The organism is Janthinobacterium sp. PAMC25594, from assembly GCF_019443505.1.
Taxonomy (GTDB): Bacteria; Pseudomonadota; Gammaproteobacteria; order Burkholderiales; family Burkholderiaceae_D; genus Janthinobacterium.
Window position 1 is genome coordinate 3,971,129 of sequence record NZ_CP080377.1, and the last position, 22,497, is coordinate 3,993,625.

Consider the following 22,497-nt stretch of genomic DNA (forward strand, 5'->3'; position numbering starts at 1 on the left):
AGCTAAAAAGATCACATAGTTTGCCCCCATCCCAGCGCCTTGTACAGGGCAATCGCATCGATGTAGGACGCCGTTTCCGCCAGCAGCGCTTCGCGCCGGATATCGAACAAGGCGCGCTGGTTTTCCAGCACGGCCTGGTAGCTGCCGGCACCGCCCTGATAGCGCGTGCTGGCGATGCCGAGCGCCGCATTGCCGTGGCGCGCCGATTCCAGCAGGGAGGCCAGGCGCGTTTGGTTTTCCGCTAGCTGCGTGACGGCGTTTTCCACGTCTTCCTGCGCCAACAACATCGTTTGTTCATAGCGCGCCAGCGCGCCGTGCGCCTCGGCCTGCGTGCCGCGCAAGCGTGCCCGCACGCTGCCCAGGCGGAAGGCCGGATAGCTGACAATTGGTGCCACCTCAAAGGCGCGCGCGCCGCCGTCGAACACGCCGCTGCCGCGCAGGGCAAAGAAGCCCAGGAAACCACCGAGGCTCAGGCGCGGATACAGGTCGGCCGTGGCGGCGCCCACGTCTTCGCTGGACGCGGCCAGCAGGCGCTCGGCGCGCACCACGTCGGGCCGCTGCTTGATCAGTTGATTCACGTCGCCGAGCGGCAGCTGGCCCGCCAGCGGCGCCTGTTGCCGCGGCGTGGTGGCCAGCGCGATGGCGCCCGGCGGCTGGCCGCTCAAGACATCGAGCCGGTACTGCGCCTGGCGCAAGAGCGCCTGCAACGGCGGCAAGGCCGCCTCGCTGCGCGCCAGGTTGGCCAGCGCATTGTGGCGTTCTTCCGGCAAGCCGCTGCCGGCGCGGATGCGCGCGTCGGTCAAGTCCACCGTGTCGCGCCAGCTTTGCACCTGCGCCTGCGTCAGCGCCAGGTTTTGCTGGTAGCCCAGGGCCTCGTAGTAATTGCGCGCCACCTCGGCGGCTATCGTCAGCTGCACTTGCCGCAAGTCCGCCTGCGCCGCGTCGGCGCGCGCCTGCGCCGAGCGGGAAATATGCGCCAGGCGGCCGAACAGGTCGATCTCCCATTGCGCGTCGAAACCCACGCGCGTGCTGGCGCTGGCGGTGCGGCTATCGGGGGTGTTTTGCCGCACCTGGCGCTGCCAGCCCGCCTGGCCCGTGACAGTGGGCAGTTCATCGAGGCGGCGCTCGTCGAAGATGGCGCGCGCGGCCAGCAGATTCGCTTGCGCCTGGGCGATATCGAGGTTGTGTTCGAGTGCGCTGGCGATCAGTTGCGACAGGCGCGCATCGTCGAAAAACGTCCACCACGCGGTCTCGCTGACGGCGCCCGTACCAGGTGCGAATTGCGCTTGCTGCGGACTGGCCAGGGCGATGTCGGGCGTGCCCGGCGTGACGTAGGCGGGGCTGACGGCGCAGCCGGCCAGCACGGGGAAAAGGGCGACGAGATAGCGGTACTTTTTCATGGGGATTCCTTCAGCGCCTGCGACAGGTCGCGGGCACGCGGCGTGGCATGGTCGGCCGTGTGGCGGCGGGCCAAAAAGGTGTACACGGTGGGCAGCACGAACAGGGTGAAGAAGGTGCCGATCAACATGCCAGAGACAATCACGACGCCCAGGCCGAAGCGGCTGTTGGCGCCCGCGCCCGAGGCGAACAGCAGCGGCACCAGGCCCACCACCATCGCGGCCGTCGTCATCAAGATCGGGCGCAAGCGGATCTGCGCCGCCTTGCGGATGGCGCTGAGGCGGTCGAGCTGTTCATGCACCTGCAATTCGTTGGCAAATTCCACCATCAGGATGCCGTGCTTGCTGATCAAACCAATCAGGGTCACCAGGCCGATCTGCGTGTAGATGTTCACGGTGGCGTAGCCGAGCGCCAGCGGAATCAGGGCGCCGCAGATCGACAGTGGCACCGTGATCAGGATGATCAGCGGGTCCGTCAGGCTTTCGTACTGGGCCGCCAGCACCAGGTAGATGACGACGACGGCCGCCAGGAAGGCCAGCAGCAGGGCATTGCCTTCCGTGGCGAACTGGCGCGCATCGGATTGCCAGTCGTAGCTGAAGCCGGGCGGCAGGGTTTTCGCCACGCCATCGAGGAAGGTGACGGCGTCGCCCAGGGTCACGCCCGGCGCCGGCACGCCCTGGAAGGTGGCCGCGTTTTGCTGGTTGAACTGCGTCAGCATGTTCGGCTCGATCTGTTCGCTCACCGAGACGACGGCGGACAGCGGTAGCAGGCTGCCATCGTCGGCGCGCACGTACTGCTGCGTCAGGGCTTGCGCCGTGAGTCGCTGTTCGCGCGGGCTTTGCGCGATGACGTCATACGCGCGGCCATCCATGCCGAAGCGGTTCAGGTAATTTTCGCCCACCAGCACGGCCAGCGATTCGCCGATGTCCTGCATGCGGATGCCCAGGCTGTTCGCCTTGGAACGGTCCACGCGCACCTTCACCACGGGGTTGTTGTAATCGAGGTCGCTGTCGACGACGGCGAACAGGCCGCTGTCGCGCGCGCGCTGCTTGACGTCTTCCATGGTGCGGAACAGCGTGGCGTAATCCTGCGCGCTGCGCAAGACCAGCTGCACGGGCAAGCCGCCGCTCGATCCCGGCAGGGGCGCCAGCTGGAAGGCGAAAATGCTGGTGCCTTCCACGTCGCCCACGGCGTGCTGCAATTCGGCCTGGATGACGGCCGCATTGCGCGCGCGTTCGGCCCACGGCGTCAGGTTGATGCCGCCGATGCTCGACGCGGGGCCTTCGCCGCCATTGATGATCCAGCGCGAGTGCGTTTCGGGGATATTTTTGTAGATATCATCGAGCTTGTAGGAAAAACGTTCGACGTAATCGAGGTTGGCGTGCTGCGGTGCCTTGATGGCCGTCAGCACGCTGGCCTGGTCCTCCGCTGGCGCCAGTTCGCGCTGCGGCAGCAGGTACAAAAAGGGCAAACTGACCATCACCAGCGCGGCGAAACCGGCACTGAGCCAGCGGTGGTGCAGCGAGCGGTCCAGCAGGCGCGCATAGCGCGTGGTCAAGCCTTCGAAGAAATGCTCGGCGGCGCGCGCCATACGCCCTTCCGATTGTTTCGGTTGCAGCAGCAAAGAGCTCATCACGGGAGACAAGGTCAGCGCCACCACGCCCGACACCACCACGGCGCCGGCCAGGGTCAGCGCGAACTCCTTGAACAGCGCGCCCGTGAGACCCCCCATCATGCCGATCGGCGCATACACGGCGGCCAGCGTGATCGTCATGGCGATCACGGGACCGGCCACTTCGCGCGCGCCCACCAGCGCGGCGGCCACGGGCGTCTTGCCTTCCTCGATATGCCGGTGCACGTTTTCCACCACGACGATGGCGTCGTCGACCACCAGGCCCACGGCCAGCACCATCGCCAGCAAGGTCAATAAATTGATGCTGAAGCCGAAAGCCAGCATCAGCGCCGCCGCGCCCAGCATCGACAGCGGGATCGTCACGACGGGAATCAGCACGGAGCGCAAGGAACCCATGCACAGATAGATGACGATGACGACGATGAGCAGCGCTTCGAGCAGGGTGTGCGCCACCTCCTCGATGGACGACTGGATGAAGCGCGCCGTCTCGAACGCCAGCTCGACTTTCACGCCGGGCGGCAGGGTTTTCTGGATTTCGGGCAGCAGTTTTTTGATGCCGTCGACGATCACCAGCGGGTTGCCGCCCGGCGTGGGCGACAGGCCCAGATACACGGCCGGCACGCCGTTCATGATGCCGCTCGTTTCCGTGGCGGCCGCGCCCAGTTCCACCGTGCCCACGTCCTTCAAGCGCACGAGCGATGCGCTGTCCTTTTCATCGCCACCCTTGCGGATGACCATGTCGCGGAACTCCGCCACGCTGGTCAGATCCGTGTTGACGCTGATGTTAGAGACGACGAATTGTCCTTTCACTTTGCCCGGTGCCGCCTGGTAGTTATTGCGCCGCACGGCGTCGGCCACGTCGGCGGCCGTCAAGCCGCGCGCCGCCAGTTTTACCGGGTCGATCCACAGCCGCATGGCCAGCTGCTGGCCGCCATACACGTCGACTTTCGCCACGCCGTCGATGGTGGCGAACATCGGCTGCACCACGCGCGCCAGATAATCGGTCAGCGCGGGCGCCGAGACGCTCTCGCTGGCAAAGCCGACGTAGGCGACGGCCGAGGAATCGCCGGCCGAGCGCTCGATGACGGGGTCAAAAGCGCCTTCGGGCAGCTTGTAGCGCACTTGATTGACCTTGGCCATCACTTCCGTCAACGCCTGCGTGGAATCGCGGTTCAATTCCATGCGCACGGTGACCGTGCTGCTGCCCTGCACCGACGACGAGGTCAGGTAATCGATGCCTTCCACCGACGACACGGCTTGCGCGATCGGCTGCGTGACAAAACCCTGCATCAGTTCCGCCGAGGCGCCCGGATACGTGGTTTTGACCGTGATGGTCGATGATTCGAGCATCGGGTATTGGCGGATCGGCAGCTGCAGGAGGGCGATCACGCCCAGCATCAGAATCAGGGTGCTGATCACCAGCGCCAGCACGGGGCGGCGTACGAATAGATCGGTAAATTTCATGGTCGCGTGCTCCTCTTACGAGCCGGCCTTGGGCGCGGCGCGCTTGGCCTCGTCCAGGGTGTTGGCCACGGCCTGCACGGCCATGCCGTCGGCCAGTTTCAGCTGGCCCGAAGCGACCACGCGCTGCCCCTCGCGCAAGCCGTCGATAATGGCCACGCGGCCCCCTGCCCGCTCGCCCAGTTTCACGCCCACGCGCTTGACGGTGAGCGGCTGCTTGCCCTCCTGCTGCGCCACAAACACCGTGTCGCCATACGCGCTGTAGGTCACCGCCGTTTCCGGCACCGTCAGCTGCTGGCCCGCCTCGCGCGCCACGCGCACATTCGCGTACATGCCCGCTTTTAAAGCGCCGCGCGGATTGGTCAGCGCCGCCTGCACCTGCACCATGCGCGAGCGGTCGATCAGCGGGTCGATGGCGTTGATCTTCGCTGTAAAAACGTCGTCCGGATAGGCGTCCACCAGCACTTGCACGGCCTGGCCCGGCGCCAGTTTCGCGCTGCTCTGTTCATCGAGGGCGAAGTTCACCAGCAGCGACTTCGTGTCGATCAGACTGGCCACCGTATCGGCCGCGTTCAGGTACTGTCCCGCGTGCACCTTGCGGATGCCCAGCTGCCCGGCGAACGGCGTGCGGATGGTTTTTTGCGCGATCAGCGCCTCCGTCTGGCGCACGTCGCCCAGGGCCGCGTCGCGCGCGGCCAGCGCAGTGTCGAGTTGCTCCTGCGTGGCCGCCTTTTCCTTGACCATCTGCGCCGTGCGGGCATGGCTGCTTTCCGCATTCTTCAGCTGCGCGCGCTGGCGCAGCAGCATTGCCTGTTCCGGCGCGTCATTCAGCTGTACCAGCACGGCGCCGGCTGCCACGGTTTGCCCCGATTCGAAGCGGATCTGCGTGATCCGCCCGCCCGTTTCGGCGGCCACCTGCACCTGCCGCGCCGCTTCCAGTTCGCCCACGCCCGCAAAAAAGCGCTCCTGCGTGCCCAGCACGACGTGCACCAGCGCCACCTTGGTGGCCGGGGAGGCGGTGGCATCGGCCGCATGTGCAGCGGCTTGTGAAGCGGCGCGCGGATACAGCGCGGCACCGGCGACGGCCAGCGCGATGGCCAGCGCGGAGGCGCCGACGATTTTCGTATTTATGATGCAGTCCTTTACAGCAGTACAAAAAGACAAAGAAGAGGCGCAGCGGAGGCTGATCAGGTCCGCTGCGCGTTGAAGGTGAAAAACAGCGCCAGGGTCCACAGCAGCAGCACCAGGTGCGTCGTCTGCAAGCCTTCTTGCGCGATCCAGTAGCCGAACCACAGGCCGCCCAGGTGCATCAGCAGCAAAAAGGCGGCCATGGCGCACAAGGCCAGGTTCAGCCAGGGCAAGCCGGCGGCCAGGCCGCCGCCGAAAAACAGCGCCACGCCCGTCCAGGCGGCGATGGCGGCGGCAAGCTGCAGCGCCAGCACCACGCCCAGCGAGAGCCGGTGCAAGGTCAATGAAGTGAGCGCGCGGCGCAGCAGCGGCGTCTGGATGGTCGGGTCCATGCGCAGCGGATCCATGCGCATGGTGTTGCCGATGGCCCAGACGGAGCCGTGGAAGGCGTGCAGGTTGTTGATGGCGGCCAGGGTGAGCCAGGTGGCCAGGCCGGTGGCGAGGATGGCGTGAAACAGCCAAATGGAGTGCTGCAGCTGCATGGGATTCCAGTCCAAGAAAGTGTCTTGCCGGCACGCGGACGTGGAAACTCCTCGACAGCGGGGAGCTACCGGCCTATTATGCAAGCAATTAGTTGGTTAACTGGCCCCATGATAGTTGAGCGAAATGAATTACACAAGTAAACGTTTGGATAATAGCGAAGCGCCGCAGACGACGGAGCGCATCCTGTATTTCATCAAGACCAAGGGACCCGTCTCCACGGCGACCCTGGCCAAGACCCTGGACATGACGGGCGAGGCGGCGCGCCAGCAAGTGCAAAAGCTGGTGGCGGCGGGTCTGATCGAAGGGCGCCAGGAAGCGCAGGCGGGCGCCGGCCGGCCGCGCCAGAACTGGGTCTTGACGGAAGCGGGCAATGCGCGCTTTCCCGACACGCATGCGCAGCTGACGATCAAGCTGATCGGCTCCGTGCGCCAGCTGTTCGGCGAGGCGGGGCTGGATAAACTGATCACGCAGCGCGAAGAGGAAAGCCGCAGCGCGTACGCGCTCGCGTGCTCGGCGCCGGACTTGCCCACGCGCTTGCAGCAACTGGCCGCCGTGCGCGATGAAGAGGGTTATATGGCGCGCGTGGAAGCGGACGGCGACGACTGGCTGCTGATCGAGGACCACTGCCCCATCTGCGCGGCCGCGCGCACTTGCCAGGGCTTTTGCCGCTCCGAACTGCAGCTGTTCCAGGAAGTGGTGGGGCCGAACGCCAGCATCGTGCGCGAGCAGCATGTGCTGACGAACGCGATGCGCTGCATCTATCGCATTTCGCCGCTGCCCTGAGCCCTGGGAAACAGCGGCCAGGTCAGCAGCGCCACCAGTCCCGCCAGCCACCACACGACGGGCCAGCTGCTGGCCGCCAGCAGGTGCGGGATGGCCATCGGCGTGAGGAACAGTCCCACGTAGACGGCTGTGTTCGCCATGCCCAGGGCCGTGCCCGCGTTGGCACCGCCCGCTTCCGTCGCCAGCTCCGTGTAGGCCACGCCATGCCAGGCGGACACGGCGATGCCGGCGGCCACCACGGCGGCCATCAGCAGCCAGCCTGGCGCATCCGTCCAGGCGATGCATCCCAGCAAAATGAATGACGCCAGCGCCACCAGGGCCGAGCCGCGCAGGTAGGCGGGCCGGTTCGCGTGGCGGTCCGTGTGGCGCCCGCTCCAGATGCGCATCACCATGGCGCCCGCCTGCAGGGCCACCATCACGGCCGTGATGGCCGCCAGGCCCAGGCGGCCATGGTCGTGCAGGAAGACGGTGGCATAGCTGAGCACGGCAAACTGCGGCACGCACAGCAAGCCGATGGCCGCCACCATGCGCCAGACCTTTCGATTGCGCAACGGTGGCGGTGGCTTGATCCCGGACAGGCTTTTGGACGCGTTGTGCGGCCCCGTGGCGGCCTCGGCAGAGAAATCTGGCTCATGCATCCAGCGCCACGTAAAAAACGCCGACAGGCCGCATACGAGGGCCAGGGCGCCAAACACGGGCATGAAGCCGTAGCGCGATGCCAGGCTGGGCAAGATCAGGGCGCCGAGGCCGCCGCCCAGTGGCACGGCCGTCTGGCGGATGCTCATGGCGAAACCCCGTTCGCCGGCGCCGAACCAGCGCATCACGGCGCGGCCGCTGGCACCGTTCACGCTGCCGCCCAGCACGCCGACCAGCGCCAGCCCCGCCGCCAGCGCCCATAAGGGCGGCACGGAGCCGTCAGCGGGCGTGATCCACAGCAGCAAGGCCAGCAGCGCCAGCATGGTGCCCAGCAAGCCCGTCAGCAGCACGGGGCGGTCGCCCCAGCGGTCGGTGGCCATACCCCACGGCAATTCGGTCAGGGCCACGCCCAGGCCCATGGCGCCCAGCGCCACCCCCAGTTGCGTATTGCTCAGGTGATAGCCGCTGCGCAGCCAGATGGCCGTGGTGGGCATGCCGTTGGCGGCGGCGGAAAAGCTGGCGTTGGCCGCCACGCCGACGGCGAGTACTTTCCAGCGGTGGGCGTCGCCCAGCGCGGGCGCGGTGACGGGAACAGGAATGGCTTGGCAGCTGGTGCTCATGGCAGGGAGGGAAAAGTGGTTGACCCTGACAGTGTTGCGCAGTACGATCGTTCTGAATATCAGATAATTTACGCTACACCATCCCATAAAACAGGACGATTGCATTTGCCCCATGAGCCTGCTGAATTTCGACATCGCCTTCTTGCGCAGCTATGTGGCCGGCATCGAGCTGGGCAGCTTTGCCCGCGCGGCCGACAAGGTGGGCCGTTCCACCTCGGCCGTCAGCGCGCAGCTGAAAAAACTCGAGGAGCAGGCGGGCATGCCCCTGTTCCGCAAGGATGGCCGGGGGCTGGCGCTGACGCCGTCCGGCGAAGTCCTGCTCGGCTATGCGCGCCGGCTGCTGGAACTCAATGACGAGGCGGCCGTCGCCTTGCGCGGCGCGGAACTGGAAGGCTGGATCAGGCTGGGCCTGCAGGAGGATTTTGGCGAAGCCTTGCTGCCCGATGTGCTGGGGCGCTTTGCGCGCGCGCATCCGAAAGTGCGCATCGAGGCGCACGTGGCGCGCAACACGGCCCTGATGCAAGGCCTGGCCATGGGACAGCTGGACCTGGCCCTGCTGTGGGGCGGCGCCTGCATCGCCGACGTGGCCGAATATCCGCCGCAGCAGCGCCAGCATATTGCCGAACCGTCCATGCGCTGGATCGCGTCGTCCAGCCTGGCCTGGCGACCCGAATCGGGCGAGCCTTTGCCCTTGATTACGTTTGACCGCGACTGCCTGTTCCTGCGCTGCGCCACGCAGGCGCTCGATGGGGCCGGCATCGCCTGGCGCACGGCGTTTACCAGTCCCAGCCTGGCGGGACTGTGGGCGGCGGCTGCCGCCGGGCTGGGCGTGACGGTGCGCACGGCGTACGGCCTGCCCTCGACCGTGTGCGCGCTCGATCATGTGGACGCGGGCTTGCCCGCCCTGCCACCGCTGTCGCTGGAACTGCTGCGTGCCTCAACGGTGTCCAGGCCGCCCGTCGAGCGGCTGGCTGGTCTGATCATCGAGTCGCTGCAGAATGGGGCGACATAAAACGCCTGCAATTCAAGTGCGCGCAATCAGCACTTGCACGGGTGCCATGGGGAAATCGCTGGCGCTGTATTGTTCCACTTGCCGCCAGCCCGTGTCGCGCAGCAGCTGCGCCAGTTCTCCCTGCCGTGTCATCGTGCGGCCCAGCATGCGCATCGGCAAGTAATACGGCAGCACGCGCGCCGCATCCAAGGGCGTCGGCGCGATTTCCGCCTGCACGCAGACAAGCACGCCACCGGGTTTTAACGCCGCATGCATCTTGCGCAAGGCGCGCGCCATGTCGGGCACGAAATGCAGCACGGACGAGCACCAGATGAGGTCGTAATCGCCGCCGATGTCGTCGCGGTCCAGGTCGCCGCCCAAGGTCTCCAGGCGATCAGATAATTGCGCATGGGCGATGTTCGCGGCCGCCACGGCCACCGTTTCCGGCCAGTCGAAAACGCAGCCCCGCACGCCCGCATGGGCTTGCGCCAGCGCAATGGCCACCCAGCCCGGACCGCCGCCCACGTCCAGCAGGCGCAGCGCCGTGTTGCCGTCTGCAAACGGGGCGATGCGCTGCATCACGGACAGGGCCGCGCGCATGGTGACGGCGCGTTGCTCCTGGCCGATCTGCTGTTGTGCGGCAACGGCCCAGTTGACCCCATTTGCCGCGCTGTACGGCGCCGCCTTGCCGCCCTCGCGCACCAGCGTGTTCAGCTGCGTGGCGAAATGGCGCAGCGCATGCAGCCGGTACAGCCAGGCATCGCCGCAAAAGGCCACGGAGTCGCGGCAGAAATACTGCAAGGTGGTGGCCGTGCAACGGTAGCGCTGTGCATCTGCGTCGCCCTCGTCGCGTTCCAGCACCTGCATGCTCCAAAGCAATTCCAGCAGCAAGGCCGTGTGCGGCGCATGCAGCGACAGGGCGTCGGCCAGTTGCGCCGGCGTGTGCGGCGTGGCCAGTACCTCGAAAATGCCCAGTTCCAGGGCGGTGGCCAGCCCATCGGCCTGGACGGGAGCGACGGCCAGGTCCCAGTACGGTTGCAAGGCGTGTTGCGGATGGAATGACATGATCTTCCTTTCGGCGAGGTGGGTATCAACGTCATTTTATGCAACAATGAGAATAATTATCATTTGCATTTGTATGCGGCACGGCGCATTTCGTATGCGTAACGGTGCGCAGGGACAGGGAGGAGCGATGGCAGGACAGGACAGGGAAGCGGCAGGCTGGACGCGGCGCCAGCTGGATCCGGGGTTGAAAGAGTGCCGCGCCGACCAGCGGCAAGTCGACCAGGGCGTGCTGCTCGTGCATTCCGATTACCGCCCGCGCCTTGCGCTCGTCGAGCAATCGCAGCATGACGACGGGGGCGGCCTGGTCATTACCATTGGCCTGGAAGGCGCGTCCGGCTACACCACGCGCGATGGCGGGCAATTGCATTTCCGGAGCGGGCATACGACGGTGACGGCGTTTCACCACGTCAGCGGCGAGCGCCGTTTTGAGGCAAATCAACGGGCGGCGCAATTGCGCGTGCTGGTCGGCGAAGACGCGCTGGCGCGCTACTGGCCGGAAGGCTTGACTTCCTTGCTGCCCAACGGCGGTGCGCGCCAGTTGGCGCATGCGGCCACCACACCCACTGCCGCCCTGCACGCGCGCGCGCTGCTACGCGCGACGGACCCGCTGGCCGTGCATATCGGCGTGCTCAGCTTGCTGGCGGAGCAACTGCGGGCGCTGCGGCCGGCGCCCGTTCTTGTGCCGCGCTGGTCCGAGGCCGATATCATCAAACTGGAGCGTGTCCACGCGCTGATGCAGGAACAGATGGCGCAGGCACTCACGCTCGACTACCTGTGCGCGCAAGTAGGGTTAAGTTTGTTCAAACTCAAGCAGGGGTGGCGCTACCGCTACCACGACAGCCCGCAGCGCACCCTGCTGGCGCTGCGCATGCAGCGGGCAAAGTTACTGCTGGAAAATGGGTGTCAGGTGGCGCAGGCGGGCTGGCAAACGGGGTATCGCCATCCGGCCAATTTCAGCGCCGCGTTCAGCCGTTATTTCGGCTACGCGCCGAAGACCGTGGGACGCGCGGGCGCGTAAAAAGCCGGTGTAGAATTGGCGGGCACGATGTACTCATTCGACCTACAAGGAGACATGATGGCCCGCAAAATCTTTGTCAATCTGCCCGTCCAGTCGCTCGAACGTTCCGTGGCGTTTTTCACGGCGCTGGGCTTCAGTTTCAATGCCCATTTCACGGATGAAACAGCGACCTGCATGATCGTTGCCGACGACATCTTCGTGATGCTGTTGACGCACGATAAATTCAAGCAATTCACACCCAAGCAGCTGTGCGACACCACGGTGGCGACGGAAGTGCTCGTGTGTTTGTCGGCCGAGAGCCGCGGCGAAGTCGATGACCTGGTGGCAAAAGCCGTCCAGGCGGGCGGCAGCATCTACAAGGAGCCGATGGATTTCGGCTTCATGTATGGCCACAGTTTCCAGGATCTTGATGGGCATCAATGGGAGTTGATGTATATGGAAGCGAATTCAATACCGCAATAGCAGCGTAGGTCGGATTAGCGGCGGTACGCCGCGTAATCCGACAATATTGTTGGCCGGTGGTGGTGTCGGATTACGCGCGGCTTCGCCACGCTAATCCGACCTACCCGACTGTTAAACCTAAGCTTTAGCTGGCCAGCGCCAGCAGATCGACCACGTCCAGCCCGGCCAGGTCTTGCGTCGTGTTGCCCGCAAACGCGGCGCGGCTTTGCTGGCCGTTTTTCAGCCAGGTGCGCGTGACGTCCTTGATCTGCGCCAGGGTGCAATTCAGCACGCCGGTGCGGAACTGCTGGCGCACGGCTTCCGTCGTGCCCCGCTGCTGCATGTTCCACGCCGTCAGCGCTTCCGCGTACGGCGAGTGCGGCTTGTCGAGGCCCTTGATGACGCAGATGATGGCTTCCTCTACCTGCTCTTGCGAGAAGTCGCCGTCGAGGATCTGATCGAGCGTCGTGCCGAAGTCGGCGAACGTGCCGGCCAGGCGCGGATCGCGGTAGGAACTCAGGGTGAACGTGCCGGCGCCGGCCGCGTAGCTGGCGCTGCCGCCATACGCGCCGCCTTTTTCGCGCAGCGCCGTATGCAGCACCTGGTTGGTCATCAGTTCGGCGGCCACGGCCAGGGCCGCAGCGTCCGGATTGTGCACGCCAGGCACGGCCCAGGAAACGAAGCAATGGTTGATCTGGCTCGTCGCATGCAGGGCCGTGTTAGCCAGCGGCAATGCGACCGGTGCGACATCAACGGCTGGTGCTGCCGCCTGCGTGCTGGCCGCCGGCAATTCCAGCAAGCGGGCCAGGGTGATGCCATCGTGCTCCAGGCCCGCGCACAGCACGGTCGGCTGCTGGGCGATGATGTGCGCGTGCAAGGTATCGAGTTCGCGCGCGATTTCCTGCAAGCCTGCCGAGGTTTTGCTCAGTTGCTGCAAACGGCGGTAGAACGGCAGTGCGGCCGGGCCGCCGACGATGTCGTCGAAGCGGCGCGTGGGCGACAGCGGTGCTGCCGAGGCCAGCATGGCGTAGCGGTTGCCCGATTCGGCCAGGCTGGAGAGTTTGTCCTGCACCAGGCTCTCGATCAGGAAAGCCAGGCGCTCTTCTTCATCGAAGCGGGGCTTGGCGATCCAGGCCGACAGGACGGCGGCAATCGCCGCGTGTTCTTCGCGCAAGCCGCTGGCCGAGAACGACAATTCCACGCGCATGGCTTGCTGCGGGCGGGGAATGGCTTCCAGGCCGATGTGGAACGAAGGCACCATGCTCTGGCGCCAGGCGCTGGCGTCGTCGAACGACATGTCGCCCACGCCCAGTTCCGGCGCCAGGTCCGTGTACAGGCGCAGCCAGGGCCACGACGCTTCCGGCAGGCTCGACACGTCGTACAGCACGTTGGCATAGCTGATGCCGTTCGAGGCAATGCTGAACGCCACGGCGCCGTCGATCGCCGGGGGAATCGGCAAGGCCGGGCGCGGCGCGGCGCTGACGTCGCCGGGGCGGATGCGCGGCAGCACTTCCGAATTCGATGGCAGTTGCTGATGCGCTTCCAGCGCGGCGGACTCGGCGACAATGTGCTCGCGCTCGGCATCCGTCAAGCGCGCTTGCAGGGCCGCCAGCTTGGCGTCTTCCTGCGCGGCACGGTCGGTAAAATAGGCGCTGTCGGGCACCACGTGGGTGGTCAAACGGGTCGGATTGGCGATCAGCTCGCGCACCAGCTGCTTGAAGAATTCAGTGCCTTCGATCTGCTGTTCCAGCGTTTCCAAAATCGCCGCATTGTCGAAGGCGTCCATCACGTCGCCGCCATACATGGCCAGCGGCAAGGCGTGCAGCAAGCGGCCCAGGCCATACGGCATGCGGCCGCTGCTGATTTCGCGCTGGCTGTATTTGATGTCGCGCAAGGCCGCGTGCAGCACGGCGGCGGGAATGCCCTGTTCCGCCGTCTCTTCCAGCGCCGTCCAGATGCGCTGGTGCGCATCGGCGATCTGTTCCTGCGTCAACCCTTCCATGCCGATGTGGAACACCATCTGGCGGATGCCCGCGTCGCGGCCATTCATGTCCGATGGGCGGCCATAGCCGGCCGATTCCATGGCGCGCATGACGGGCGCCGACGATTCGCCCAGCAAGCCGTGCGACAGCAGATGCGCGTGGTAGTAGGCGATGGGGTCGCTCGACTCGCCCATCAACCAGGCGAATTGCAGGCCGAATTCATCGTCGCGCGCTTCCTGCGACGGAATGTTGACGATGTTTTCCTGCGGCGCGGTCCAGGCGGGCGCCAGCTGCGGCAGGCGGCGTTCGGAGAAACCGCTGAGCTTGGACAGCACGCGTTCGGCCACTTGTTCCTGCACGGCCGATGCTTCGATATTGCCTGCGGTCATGATCACGGCTTGCGACGGATGGTAGTGGCTGGCGTGGAATTCTTTCAGCATGGCATGCGTGAGTTCCGGGATCACCAGCGGATCGCCGCCCGATTCCACTTCATACGTCGTGCCCTTGAGCAAGGTGCTGGCGATGCCGCTGTCGAGCGCGCGCATGGGGCTGTTGAAGGCGCCCTTCATTTCATTGAAGACGATGCCCTGGTACACCAGCTTGTCGCCTTCGAACGCATGGCGCCAGCCTTCCTGGCGGAAATTCAGGTAATCGAGGTTGGGGAAGAAGGCGGCATCCAGGTACACGTCGAGCAGGTTGAAGAAATCCTTGCGGTCGGTGCTGGCGAACGGGTACACGGTGCGGTCCGGATAGGTCATCGCGTTCATGAAGGTGGCCGTCGAGCGGCGCAGCATCGAGAAGAAGGGGTCGCGCACCGGGTAGCGCGACGAGCCGCACAAGGCCAGGTGTTCGAGGATGTGGGCGCGCCCGTCGCTTACTTCAGGCACAGTGGGAAAGGCCACCAGGAACACCATCTCAGCCTGCTCGGTATGCATGTGGATATGGCGCATGCCCGTTGCTGGCTCGACATATTGCTCGATGGTTGCCTGCAAGACTGGAATGAAGTTGCTGCTGACTTTTTCAAATGTGCTCATGCGGTATGGGATCTCTTCAGTAGGTGAAACGGATAGTCGGTGGGGCTGCATCACAGGTGGGGGCAAAGTGGCGTAATGCCAGGGCGGGCGCCAGTTTGATGCCTGCGTGAAGTTTTTCCCTATTGTACTAGGAGTATTCGTGCGCCGCCGCCGAGGCTTGCTTGTCGGTCGCAAAAGCAACAATGTTGCCAAATAGCCTCTTTTACGGGTGGCGCCCCGGGATGGCGGCTTAGCGTACCATGCGCCTTTTCCCCCTTGCTGACCGAACCGAAGGCGCTTACCTTGTCCAGACTGTCCTTTCGCCAACTGTTATTTGCCGCCTTCATTTTGACGACGGGCATTTTGACGGCTACCTCCGTGCAAGCCTTGCTGACCCTGGAGCACCTGGCGCGCCTGGGGCGCGAGACGGCGGCGCAGGCGATTGCCCTGACAGAACAGTCGCAGCGTCTGTCCGAGCGTACCCTGGCCATGGAGCGCAGCGCGCGCCAGTTCCTCGTGCTCGATGATCCCGTGTTCCGCGAGCGCTATGCGGCGGCCCGCGACGAAGCGACGGCGGCGCTGCAAGTGCTGAACCGCGCCACGCCCGAGTTTGCCTCGCAGCTGGCCGACGAGTGGACGGCGCAGGCGCAAGCGGCGTGGGAAGTCTTGCAAGCGGGTAAGCGCCGCAAGCGCGATGGCCACGCCGTCGTGTACCGCGCGTTTGCCCGCATGGCGCAGATCAATGACAGCCTGGCGCGCGAAAGCAAGACGGAAATCGGCAGCCGCAACGATGCCCTGCTGGCCGAGCTGGAACGCCAGCGCCGCGTGCTGGGCGTGCTGGTGGGCGGCGCCGTGCTGCTGGCGGCCGTACTGGCCACCTGCTTCGGTTTTCTATTGTCGCGCCCACTGCGCCGCATTGAGTCGGCCATCGAGCGCCTGGGCGAGAAGCGCTACGACCAGCCCATCGTCGTCGGCGGCCCGGCCGATACGCGCCGCCTGGGCCAGCAGCTGGACTGGCTGCGCCAGCGCCTGGCGGACCTCGATGCCGACAAGGAACGTTTTTTGCGCCACATCTCGCATGAGCTGAAAACGCCGCTGGCGGCCCTGCGCGAAGGCGTGGCCTTGCTGGAAGACGAGGTTGCCGGCAAGCTCAGCGATGGCCAGCGCGAAATCGCCGGCATCCTGCAGCAAAACACGGCGTCCCTGCAAAATCAGATCGAAGACTTGCTGCGCTACAATACCGCCGCCTTTGACGCCCAGCATCTGGCGCGCAGCAAGGTCGACTTGCTGGTCTTGCTGCAAGATGTGGTGGCCGGGCAGCGCCTGCAATGGCTGGCGCGCCGCCTGACGGTCGAAGTGCAGGGCGAATCTCTGATCGTGCAGGCCGACCGCGACAAGCTGGCAACAGTGCTGGCGAACCTGCTGTCGAACGCCGTGCGCTTCAGCCCGGAAGGCGGCACCGTGCGTTTTACCCTGACTTGCGAAGGCGGCCGCGTGCGCATCGATTGCATCGACGAGGGGGCCGGCGTGGCGCCCGAGGATGCCGAACGCATCTTCGAGCCGTTTTACCAGGGCGTGCGCCAGGCGGCCGGCGCGCGCAACGGCAATGGCATCGGCCTGTCCATCGTGCGCGAATATATCGCTGCCCACGATGGCCGCGTCACTCTTTTACCGCGCCAGGCTGGCGCGCACTTTCGGATAGAACTGCCCTTATGATGACGAGAACTTCCCTGGCCGGCATGGCCGCCTGCGCGCTGCTGTTGGGCGCTTGCGCCGCCAAGCCCGCTATCCAGACGCCCGTGCTGGTGCAGACGCCGCCGCGCGTGGTGGTGGTCGCCGATCCCCAGCTGACCGAACTGCTGGCGTATCAAAGCGCCTTGCGCCTGATGACGCCGTCGGAACTGGTGAAAGCGCAGCTGGACCTGGCGAAGGCCGATCATGCGCCATCCAACACCATCCGCCGCGCCATGCTGCAGGCCACCGTGCGCGGCACCGGTGACCTGGCCCGCGCGCAAGCCTTGCTGGAACCGCTGGCCACGGCCAAAGATGGTCAACTGCTGGCGCCGCTGGCGCAATTGCTCAGCAGCCAGTATGCGGAACTGCGCCGCCAGGACGAGAGTATCGACAAGCTCAATGCGCAGCTGCGCGACGCCCAGCGCCGCAACGAGCAGCTCAATGAAAAACTCGAGGCGCTGAAAAACATCGAGCGCAGCCTCTCCGTGCGGCCCGCCGCGGGAGCGCCAAAATGAGCGAGCACGCCCACATTTTGTTGGTCGACGACGATCCCGACCTGCTGCGCCTGCTGACCATCCGCTTGAAGGCGGGTAATTATCGGGTCACGGCCGTGGGCAGCGCGGAAGCGGCGCTGGCGCGCCTGGCCGTGGAATTGCCGGCCCTGGTCATTACCGACGTGCAACTGCCGGGCCGCGACGGCCTGGCCCTGTTCGATGAAATCCGCCGCCAGCATGCGGCCCTGCCCGTCATCCTGCTGACCGCCCACGGCACCATTCCCGACGCCGTCGACGCCACGGCGCGTGGCGCGTTTGCGTATCTGACGAAGCCGTTCGACGGCAAGCTGCTGATGGAAAAAGTGGCATATGCCATCAACTTGTCCACCGTCATGCCGGCGCCCGCGTCCGGCGACGAAAGCTGGCGGGCCGAGCTGATCAGCCGCAGCGCGCAGATGGCCGAGCTGCTGGCCGAAGCCAAGCTGGTGGCCGCTTCCGACGCCAGCATTTTGATCCGCGGTCCCAGCGGCACGGGCAAGGAATTGCTGGCGCGCGCGCTGCACAACGCCAGCCGCCGCGCCAAGGCGCCGTTCATCGCCGTCAACTGCGGCGCCATCCCCGAGCAGTTGCTGGAATCGGAACTGTTCGGCCACGTGAAGGGCTCGTTTACGGGCGCCGTCGGCAACCGCGAAGGTTTATTTCAGGCGGCCGATGGCGGTACCCTGTTTTTAGATGAGATCGGCGACATGCCGCTGCCGCTGCAAGTCAAACTGTTGCGCGTGCTGCAGGAGCGGGCCGTGCGGCCCGTGGGCGCCGACCAGACGCGGCCCGTCGACGTGCGCTTATTGTCCGCCACGCATCGCGACCTGGACGTGGCCATGGCGGAAGGGCAGTTCCGTGAAGATTTGTATTACCGCCTGAACGTGGTCACCCTGACCCTGCCGCCGCTGGCCGAGCGCCGCGAAGATATTTCCCTGCTGGCGAACCATTTCCTGCAGAAACTGGCGGCCAAGTACGACAAGCCGCTGAACGGCTTCGCGCCCGATGCCCTCACGGCCCTGGTGGCGGCGCCATGGCCCGGCAACGTGCGCCAGCTGGTCAATGTGGTCGAGCAAGTGTGCGCGCTGGCCACGGCGTCGCTGGTGCCCTTGTCCCTGGTGCAGCGGGCCTTGCGCGTGCCGTCGCTGGAAGCGCTCAGCTACAACGAAGCCAAGCAGCGCTTCGAGCGCGACTACCTGATTCAATTGCTGCGCCTGACGGATGGCAACGTGGCCGACGCGGCCCGCCTGGCCGACCGCAACCGCACGGAGTTCTACCGTTTACTGCAGAAATACGAGCTGACGCCGGCCCTGTTCCGGGGGGATGGCGACCCTGTCGCTGATGAGCGACAAAAATAAAGCGTGAATAATCAATGGCTTACTGTTAAATATTGATTGTCTTGCCATAAGCTGTCGTCGTCAGGCGACAAAAAGCCCCGATTTTCGGGCCAGATCCGGCGCAAACGCGCTGGAAAAATCGAGTTTGAGTGTAAGTCTTTGATTTTGAATGCAATTTAAAAGCTGGCACGGTGCTTGCTATATGGGTAGATGTGACGCTTCAACGTGTTGCTTTATCCAAGTAAGAAGCTTTTAACTTCATTGAGAGGAACTACCATGCAAACATCGAAACTGTTCAATACCCTGGTCGCCGCTATCGTACTGTCGGGCGCCTCGATCACCGCTTCGCATGCCGCTGACTCCGCACCAAAAGCACAAGCTCCTGCTGGCACTGTCGTGGCCGCCAACGCCGCCGCCGCCGTCCCTGATGAAACCATCACTTCCTCGGCCAAGGCCGCCCTGAGCGCCGATGCGCAAGCCGCTGCCCTGCCAGTCAAGGTAGCAACCCAGCAAGGTGTCGTTGTCCTGTCGGGCGATGTACCGAGCGCCGAAGCGGGTGACCGCATCGTGCAGATCGTCGCTTCCGTGAGCGGCGTGAAAGAAATCAAGAACGAGCTGAAAGTCAAAGCCGCCGGTTAATCCCCCTCGCGCTGTACTTTACTCCGGGTTGCCCTGTCTGCGGACAGGGCATTTTTTTGTGCCATTGTGTCCACAAGTCACGCCTGCTTCCAGGCAGGAAGCTCGGCGATAGGGTTAGAATAGCCAGCACTGGCGCCGCTCCCGGCGCTGTTTGTCATCCCCGGCACAGCATCTGTTGCAAGGCTGCGCCGCTACCAGGCTACCGCATGTCTTCTTTCTCTCCCGCTGCCCTGTTGCGCAATCTGAAACCCGATAATTTCACCCTCGCCCTGCTCGTCACCGTGGCGCTGGCCAGCTTTTTGCCCTGCACGGGCCAGACGGCCGTGGTCTTCGGCCATATCACCACCGTGGCCATCGGCGCCCTGTTCTTCCTGCATGGCGCCAAGCTGTCGCGCGAAGCCGTGGTGGCCGGCGTCATGCACTGGCGCCTGCATTTGCTGGTGCTGGCCAGCACGTTCATTTTGTTCCCCCTGCTGGGCCTGGCCCTGCGTCCGCTGGCGCTGACTTTCCTTACGCCCGATCTGTACGTGGGCATCCTGTTCTTGTGCGCGCTGCCATCGACCGTGCAATCGTCGATCGCCCTGACGGCCATGGCGCGCGGCAACGTGCCGGCCGCCATCTGCAGCGCCTCGGCCTCGAATTTCATCGGCATCTTCCTTGCCCCCATCCTGGTCGGCTTGCTGGTGGCGAAAGGCGCGGAAAGCAAGTCGTCGGTCGACGCTGTTTTATCGATTGTCATGCAATTGCTGCTGCCCTTCCTGGCTGGCCAATTCCTGCGCCGCTGGATCGGCCGCTGGGTCGACCGCCACAAGGCCATGCTGAAATTCGTCGACCAGGGTTCCATTTTGCTGGTGGTCTACACGGCCTTCAGCGAAGCCGTCAGCGAAGGCCTGTGGCACACGATCTCGGTGGAAACGCTGGTGGCCCTGGGCCTGTTCAGCATTTTGCTGCTGGCGCTGGTGCTGGGCCTGATGACATTCATCAGCCGCCGCCTGGGCTTTAGCAAGGAAGACGAGATCGCCATCGTCTTTTGCGGTTCGAAGAAAAGCCTGGCCAGTGGCGTGCCCATGGCCAAGGTCTTGTTTGCCACGCACTCGCTGGGCATGGTGATTCTGCCGCTGATGCTGTTCCACCAGATTCAGCTGATGATTTGCGCCGTGATTGCGCAGCGCTATGCGCGGCGCAAGGATGATCTTGTCAGTGAGAAAGTGGCTGCCTGAGGCTGCACGGGGCGTGCTTGAAGCAAGTTCAGCCGTCTTGACCTGTGCCGTGGCAGAACGCTATATATAAGTGTATATTACGGTCCTTGTTCACCGTTCACTTTACAAGGATACGATCATGCGCCTCACCTCCCTCGCCCAACTCCTCAGCGCCGCCCTGCTCGCTACCGCCGCCACCTCCGCCTTTGCCGGCGAAGTGGTGGTGTCGGCCGCGGCCAGCCTGACGAATGCGTTCAAGGATGCGGCGCAAAGCTATGAGGCGCAATATCCGGGCAGCAAGGTGTCCCTGAACTTCGCCGCTTCGGGCGTGCTGCTGCAACAGATCGTCAAGGGCGCGCCCGTGGACGTGTTTGCTTCGGCCGACCAGGAAACCATGGATGCGGCGCAAAAGCAGGGCCTGGTGCTGCCGGCCGACCGCATGGACTTCGTCAGTAACAGCCTGGTGCTGATCGTGCCGCACGATAGCAAGCTGGGCATCAAGAGCCTGGCGGATCTGACGCACAAGGGCGTGACGCGCGTGGCCATCGCCAATCCGGCCAGCGTGCCCGTCGGCCGTTACTCCGAAGGCGCGCTGAAGAAGGCGAAGCTGTGGGATGCCGTGCAGCCGAAAGCCATCGGCACGCAGAACGTGCGCCAGTCGCTCGACTACGTGGCGCGCGGTGAAGTCGATGCGGGTTTTGTCTACGCCACCGACGCGGCCATCATGAAAGACAAGGTCAACGTGGTGCTGGACGTGCCGCTCGACGCGCCCGTGCTGTACCCGATCGCCACCATCAAGGGCAGCGGCAATGCGGCCGAAGCGAAGCGCTTCGTCAGCTACCTGCAGACGGCGCCGGCGCAAGCCATCCTGGCCAAGTACGGCTTCAAGAAGCCCTGATTTTGAGGTAAGCGTCTGCATGGATATCGCCTGGACCGCGCTGGCCCTGTCGCTCAAAGTTGCGGCCTGGGCCACGGCGCTCAATTTGCTGCTCGGCATCGGTACGGGCTATCTGCTGGCGCGCACGCGTTTTCCCGGGCGCGAGCTGCTCGACGCCCTGTTGACCCTGCCGATGGTGATGCCGCCCACCGTGCTCGGCTATTACCTGCTGGTGCTGCTGGGCCGGCGCGGCACCCTGGGCATCTGGTTGCAGGATAACTTCGGCATCAACCTGATCTTTACGTGGCAGGGCGCCGTCATCGCTTCCACGGTGGTCGCTTTTCCCCTCGTCTTCAAGCCCGCGCGCGCCGCCTTCGAGGCGGTCGACGGGCAGCTGGAGCAGGCGGCCCGCGTGCTGGGCCTCCCGGAAATGGCGATTTTCTTCCGCGTCACCTTGCCGTTGGCCTGGCGCGGCATTCTCGCGGGCGTGCTGCTGGGATTCGTGCGCGCGCTCGGTGAATTCGGCGCCACCCTGATGGTGGCCGGCAGCATCCCCGGCAAGACGCAAACCCTGTCGGTGGCCGTGTATGAAGCCGTGCAGGCGGGCCAGGACGACGTCGCCAATACGCTGGTGGTGATCATCTCCTTTGTGTGCATCGTGGTGCTGCTGTCGGCTGGCCGCCTGGCACCCGGGCGCATCGCGCACAAATGACGCTGATGATGACGCCCATGCAACTCGACCTCGACATTCGCGCCACCTTGCGCTCCGGTAAACGCCGTTTCGACATGCACGTGCAATGCACCTCGAACAGCCAGCGCATCGCCGTGTATGGTCCGTCCGGCGCCGGCAAGAGCATGACCCTGAAAGCCATTGCCGGACTGTTTACACCGGATGCGGGGCATATCCGCCTGAACGGCCGTACCCTGTTCGATTCGGCCGCCGGCATCAACCTGCCGCCGCAGCAGCGCAACGTGGCTTACCTGTTCCAGGATTACGCGCTGTTCCCGCACCTGACGGTGCGCCAGAACGTGGGCTTCGGCCTGAGCCGCGGCTGGTTCAACCCGCGCGCGCGCGAAAAATTGCAGAAGGTCGAGCATTGGCTCGACGCATTCCACTTGCAGGAACTGGCGCACCAGTTTCCCGACGAGTTGTCCGGTGGCCAGCGCCAAAGGGTGGCGCTGGCGAGGGCGCTCGTGGCCGAGCCAAACGCGCTGCTGCTCGACGAACCGTTTGCCGCCCTCGATCCGGCCCTGCGTGTCAAAATGCGTCTGGAGCTGAGCCAGTGGCAGCAGCGCCTGGACGTGCCCATGATCCTGATCACCCATGATCCGGAAGATGCGCGCATCCTCGGCGAGCATGTGCTGTACTTGCGCGATGGGCAGATCGATAACAGGGAAGAACACATGGCATTGGGTGAACGCATTGGATAAATCAGCGGCAGCGGAAATCGGCCTGCAAGGCTCGG

At 64.9% G+C, this 22,497-nt stretch carries 19 protein-coding genes; 12 read left to right on the forward strand and 7 right to left on the reverse strand.

The window, feature by feature from the left end; translation table 11 throughout:
* Nucleotides 1-11: 11 nt before the first annotated feature.
* Genes KY494_RS17875 through KY494_RS17890 form a run of 4 tightly spaced genes read right to left on the reverse strand, consistent with a single transcriptional unit; the run spans nt 12 to nt 6,162 of the window.
* Nucleotides 12-1,400, reverse strand: a complete 1,389-nt coding sequence (locus KY494_RS17875; protein WP_219887722.1) for an efflux transporter outer membrane subunit — start codon at nt 1,398-1,400, stop codon at nt 12-14.
* The gene (locus KY494_RS17880; RefSeq protein WP_219887723.1) at nt 1,397-4,495 is read right to left on the reverse strand and encodes a MexW/MexI family multidrug efflux RND transporter permease subunit; all 3,099 of its coding nucleotides are present in this window, start codon (nt 4,493-4,495) and stop codon (nt 1,397-1,399) included. The genes KY494_RS17875 and KY494_RS17880 overlap by 4 nt, the downstream gene beginning before the upstream one ends.
* Before the next feature lie 15 nt (nt 4,496-4,510).
* Nucleotides 4,511-5,656, reverse strand: a complete 1,146-nt coding sequence (locus tag KY494_RS17885; RefSeq protein WP_308836390.1) for an efflux RND transporter periplasmic adaptor subunit — start codon at nt 5,654-5,656, stop codon at nt 4,511-4,513.
* 23 nt (nt 5,657-5,679) lie between these two features.
* The gene (locus tag KY494_RS17890) at nt 5,680-6,162 is read right to left on the reverse strand and encodes a DUF2165 family protein (protein WP_219134150.1); all 483 of its coding nucleotides are present in this window, start codon (nt 6,160-6,162) and stop codon (nt 5,680-5,682) included.
* Nucleotides 6,163-6,286: 124 nt separating this feature from the next.
* Here KY494_RS17890 and KY494_RS17895 point away from each other — a divergent pair, with 124 nt between their 5' ends.
* Nucleotides 6,287-6,946: a metalloregulator ArsR/SmtB family transcription factor gene (locus KY494_RS17895; protein WP_219887724.1), complete on the forward strand. Its 660-nt coding sequence runs from the start codon at nt 6,287-6,289 to the stop codon at nt 6,944-6,946.
* Here the strand turns inward: KY494_RS17895 and KY494_RS17900 are convergent.
* Nucleotides 6,922-8,202 carry an MFS transporter gene (locus KY494_RS17900; protein WP_219887725.1) on the reverse strand — a complete coding sequence of 427 codons (1,281 nt, stop codon included), beginning with the start codon at nt 8,200-8,202 and terminating at the stop codon, nt 6,922-6,924. The genes KY494_RS17895 and KY494_RS17900 overlap by 25 nt on opposite strands.
* A 112-nt stretch (nt 8,203-8,314) precedes the next feature.
* Between KY494_RS17900 and KY494_RS17905 the strand changes: the two genes are divergently transcribed.
* Nucleotides 8,315-9,214, forward strand: a complete 900-nt coding sequence (locus tag KY494_RS17905; RefSeq protein ID WP_219887726.1) for a LysR substrate-binding domain-containing protein — start codon at nt 8,315-8,317, stop codon at nt 9,212-9,214.
* A 12-nt stretch (nt 9,215-9,226) separates the two neighbouring features.
* Here KY494_RS17905 and KY494_RS17910 read toward each other — a convergent pair whose 3' ends face one another.
* A complete protein-coding gene (locus KY494_RS17910) occupies nt 9,227-10,258 on the reverse strand; it encodes a methyltransferase domain-containing protein (protein ID WP_219887727.1) in 1,032 nt (343 codons plus the stop codon).
* 127 nt (nt 10,259-10,385) lie between these two features.
* Here KY494_RS17910 and KY494_RS17915 point away from each other — a divergent pair, with 127 nt between their 5' ends.
* Together KY494_RS17915 and KY494_RS17920 are read left to right on the forward strand one after the other, a co-directional pair.
* Nucleotides 10,386-11,276: an AraC family transcriptional regulator gene (locus KY494_RS17915; RefSeq protein ID WP_219887728.1), complete on the forward strand. Its 891-nt coding sequence runs from the start codon at nt 10,386-10,388 to the stop codon at nt 11,274-11,276.
* A 57-nt stretch (nt 11,277-11,333) separates the two neighbouring features.
* Nucleotides 11,334-11,738 carry a VOC family protein gene (locus KY494_RS17920; RefSeq protein WP_219134156.1) on the forward strand — a complete coding sequence of 135 codons (405 nt, stop codon included), beginning with the start codon at nt 11,334-11,336 and terminating at the stop codon, nt 11,736-11,738.
* A gap of 124 nt (nt 11,739-11,862) precedes the next feature.
* Here KY494_RS17920 and KY494_RS17925 read toward each other — a convergent pair whose 3' ends face one another.
* A complete protein-coding gene (locus KY494_RS17925; protein ID WP_219887729.1) occupies nt 11,863-14,733 on the reverse strand; it encodes an insulinase family protein in 2,871 nt (956 codons plus the stop codon).
* Nucleotides 14,734-15,015: 282 nt separating this feature from the next.
* Here KY494_RS17925 and KY494_RS17930 point away from each other — a divergent pair, with 282 nt between their 5' ends.
* The 8 genes from KY494_RS17930 to KY494_RS17965 all read left to right on the forward strand — a co-directional run bounded on the left by KY494_RS17930 (nt 15,016) and on the right by KY494_RS17965 (nt 22,462).
* Nucleotides 15,016-16,428, forward strand: a complete 1,413-nt coding sequence (locus KY494_RS17930) for an ATP-binding protein (RefSeq protein WP_219887730.1) — start codon at nt 15,016-15,018, stop codon at nt 16,426-16,428.
* Nucleotides 16,425-16,961: a protein bicaudal D homolog gene (locus KY494_RS17935; RefSeq protein ID WP_258194300.1), complete on the forward strand. Its 537-nt coding sequence runs from the start codon at nt 16,425-16,427 to the stop codon at nt 16,959-16,961. The genes KY494_RS17930 and KY494_RS17935 overlap by 4 nt, the downstream gene beginning before the upstream one ends.
* On the forward strand, nt 16,958-18,337 hold the full coding sequence (locus KY494_RS17940) for a sigma 54-interacting transcriptional regulator (RefSeq protein WP_219887731.1): 1,380 nt from the start codon (nt 16,958-16,960) through the stop codon (nt 18,335-18,337). The genes KY494_RS17935 and KY494_RS17940 overlap by 4 nt, the downstream gene beginning before the upstream one ends.
* Before the next feature lie 255 nt (nt 18,338-18,592).
* Entirely contained in the window at nt 18,593-18,955 is a 363-nt protein-coding gene (locus tag KY494_RS17945) for a BON domain-containing protein (RefSeq protein WP_219887732.1), read from the forward strand.
* A gap of 206 nt (nt 18,956-19,161) precedes the next feature.
* Nucleotides 19,162-20,175, forward strand: coding sequence for a bile acid:sodium symporter family protein (locus KY494_RS17950; RefSeq protein ID WP_219134161.1), 1,014 nt, complete (start codon nt 19,162-19,164; stop codon nt 20,173-20,175).
* A gap of 118 nt (nt 20,176-20,293) precedes the next feature.
* Complete coding sequence (modA, locus tag KY494_RS17955) at nt 20,294-21,052, forward strand: molybdate ABC transporter substrate-binding protein (RefSeq protein WP_219887733.1); 759 nt, start codon at nt 20,294-20,296, stop codon at nt 21,050-21,052.
* 19 nt (nt 21,053-21,071) lie between these two features.
* Nucleotides 21,072-21,743: a molybdate ABC transporter permease subunit gene (modB, locus tag KY494_RS17960; RefSeq protein WP_219887734.1), complete on the forward strand. Its 672-nt coding sequence runs from the start codon at nt 21,072-21,074 to the stop codon at nt 21,741-21,743.
* Between the two features lie 17 nt (nt 21,744-21,760).
* Entirely contained in the window at nt 21,761-22,462 is a 702-nt protein-coding gene (locus KY494_RS17965; RefSeq protein WP_219891635.1) for a sulfate/molybdate ABC transporter ATP-binding protein, read from the forward strand.
* Nucleotides 22,463-22,497: the final 35 nt, after the last annotated feature.

Coding starts and splice junctions, on each gene's coding strand:
- KY494_RS17905 (WP_219887726.1), top strand. CDS start 8,315: ATGAGCCTGCTGAATTTCGACATCGCCTTCTTGCGCAGCTATGTGGCC.
- KY494_RS17940 (WP_219887731.1), top strand. CDS start 16,958: ATGAGCGAGCACGCCCACATTTTGTTGGTCGACGACGATCCCGACCTG.
- KY494_RS17945 (WP_219887732.1), top strand. CDS start 18,593: ATGCAAACATCGAAACTGTTCAATACCCTGGTCGCCGCTATCGTACTG.
- KY494_RS17890 (WP_219134150.1), bottom strand. CDS start 6,162: ATGCAGCTGCAGCACTCCATTTGGCTGTTTCACGCCATCCTCGCCACC.
- KY494_RS17925 (WP_219887729.1), bottom strand. CDS start 14,733: ATGAGCACATTTGAAAAAGTCAGCAGCAACTTCATTCCAGTCTTGCAG.
- KY494_RS17950 (WP_219134161.1), top strand. CDS start 19,162: ATGTCTTCTTTCTCTCCCGCTGCCCTGTTGCGCAATCTGAAACCCGAT.
- KY494_RS17900 (WP_219887725.1), bottom strand. CDS start 8,202: ATGAGCACCAGCTGCCAAGCCATTCCTGTTCCCGTCACCGCGCCCGCG.
- KY494_RS17880 (WP_219887723.1), bottom strand. CDS start 4,495: ATGAAATTTACCGATCTATTCGTACGCCGCCCCGTGCTGGCGCTGGTG.
- modA (WP_219887733.1), top strand. CDS start 20,294: ATGCGCCTCACCTCCCTCGCCCAACTCCTCAGCGCCGCCCTGCTCGCT.
- KY494_RS17965 (WP_219891635.1), top strand. CDS start 21,761: ATGCAACTCGACCTCGACATTCGCGCCACCTTGCGCTCCGGTAAACGC.
- KY494_RS17895 (WP_219887724.1), top strand. CDS start 6,287: ATGAATTACACAAGTAAACGTTTGGATAATAGCGAAGCGCCGCAGACG.
- KY494_RS17915 (WP_219887728.1), top strand. CDS start 10,386: ATGGCAGGACAGGACAGGGAAGCGGCAGGCTGGACGCGGCGCCAGCTG.
- KY494_RS17935 (WP_258194300.1), top strand. CDS start 16,425: ATGATGACGAGAACTTCCCTGGCCGGCATGGCCGCCTGCGCGCTGCTG.
- KY494_RS17920 (WP_219134156.1), top strand. CDS start 11,334: ATGGCCCGCAAAATCTTTGTCAATCTGCCCGTCCAGTCGCTCGAACGT.
- KY494_RS17910 (WP_219887727.1), bottom strand. CDS start 10,258: ATGTCATTCCATCCGCAACACGCCTTGCAACCGTACTGGGACCTGGCC.
- modB (WP_219887734.1), top strand. CDS start 21,072: ATGGATATCGCCTGGACCGCGCTGGCCCTGTCGCTCAAAGTTGCGGCC.
- KY494_RS17875 (WP_219887722.1), bottom strand. CDS start 1,400: ATGAAAAAGTACCGCTATCTCGTCGCCCTTTTCCCCGTGCTGGCCGGC.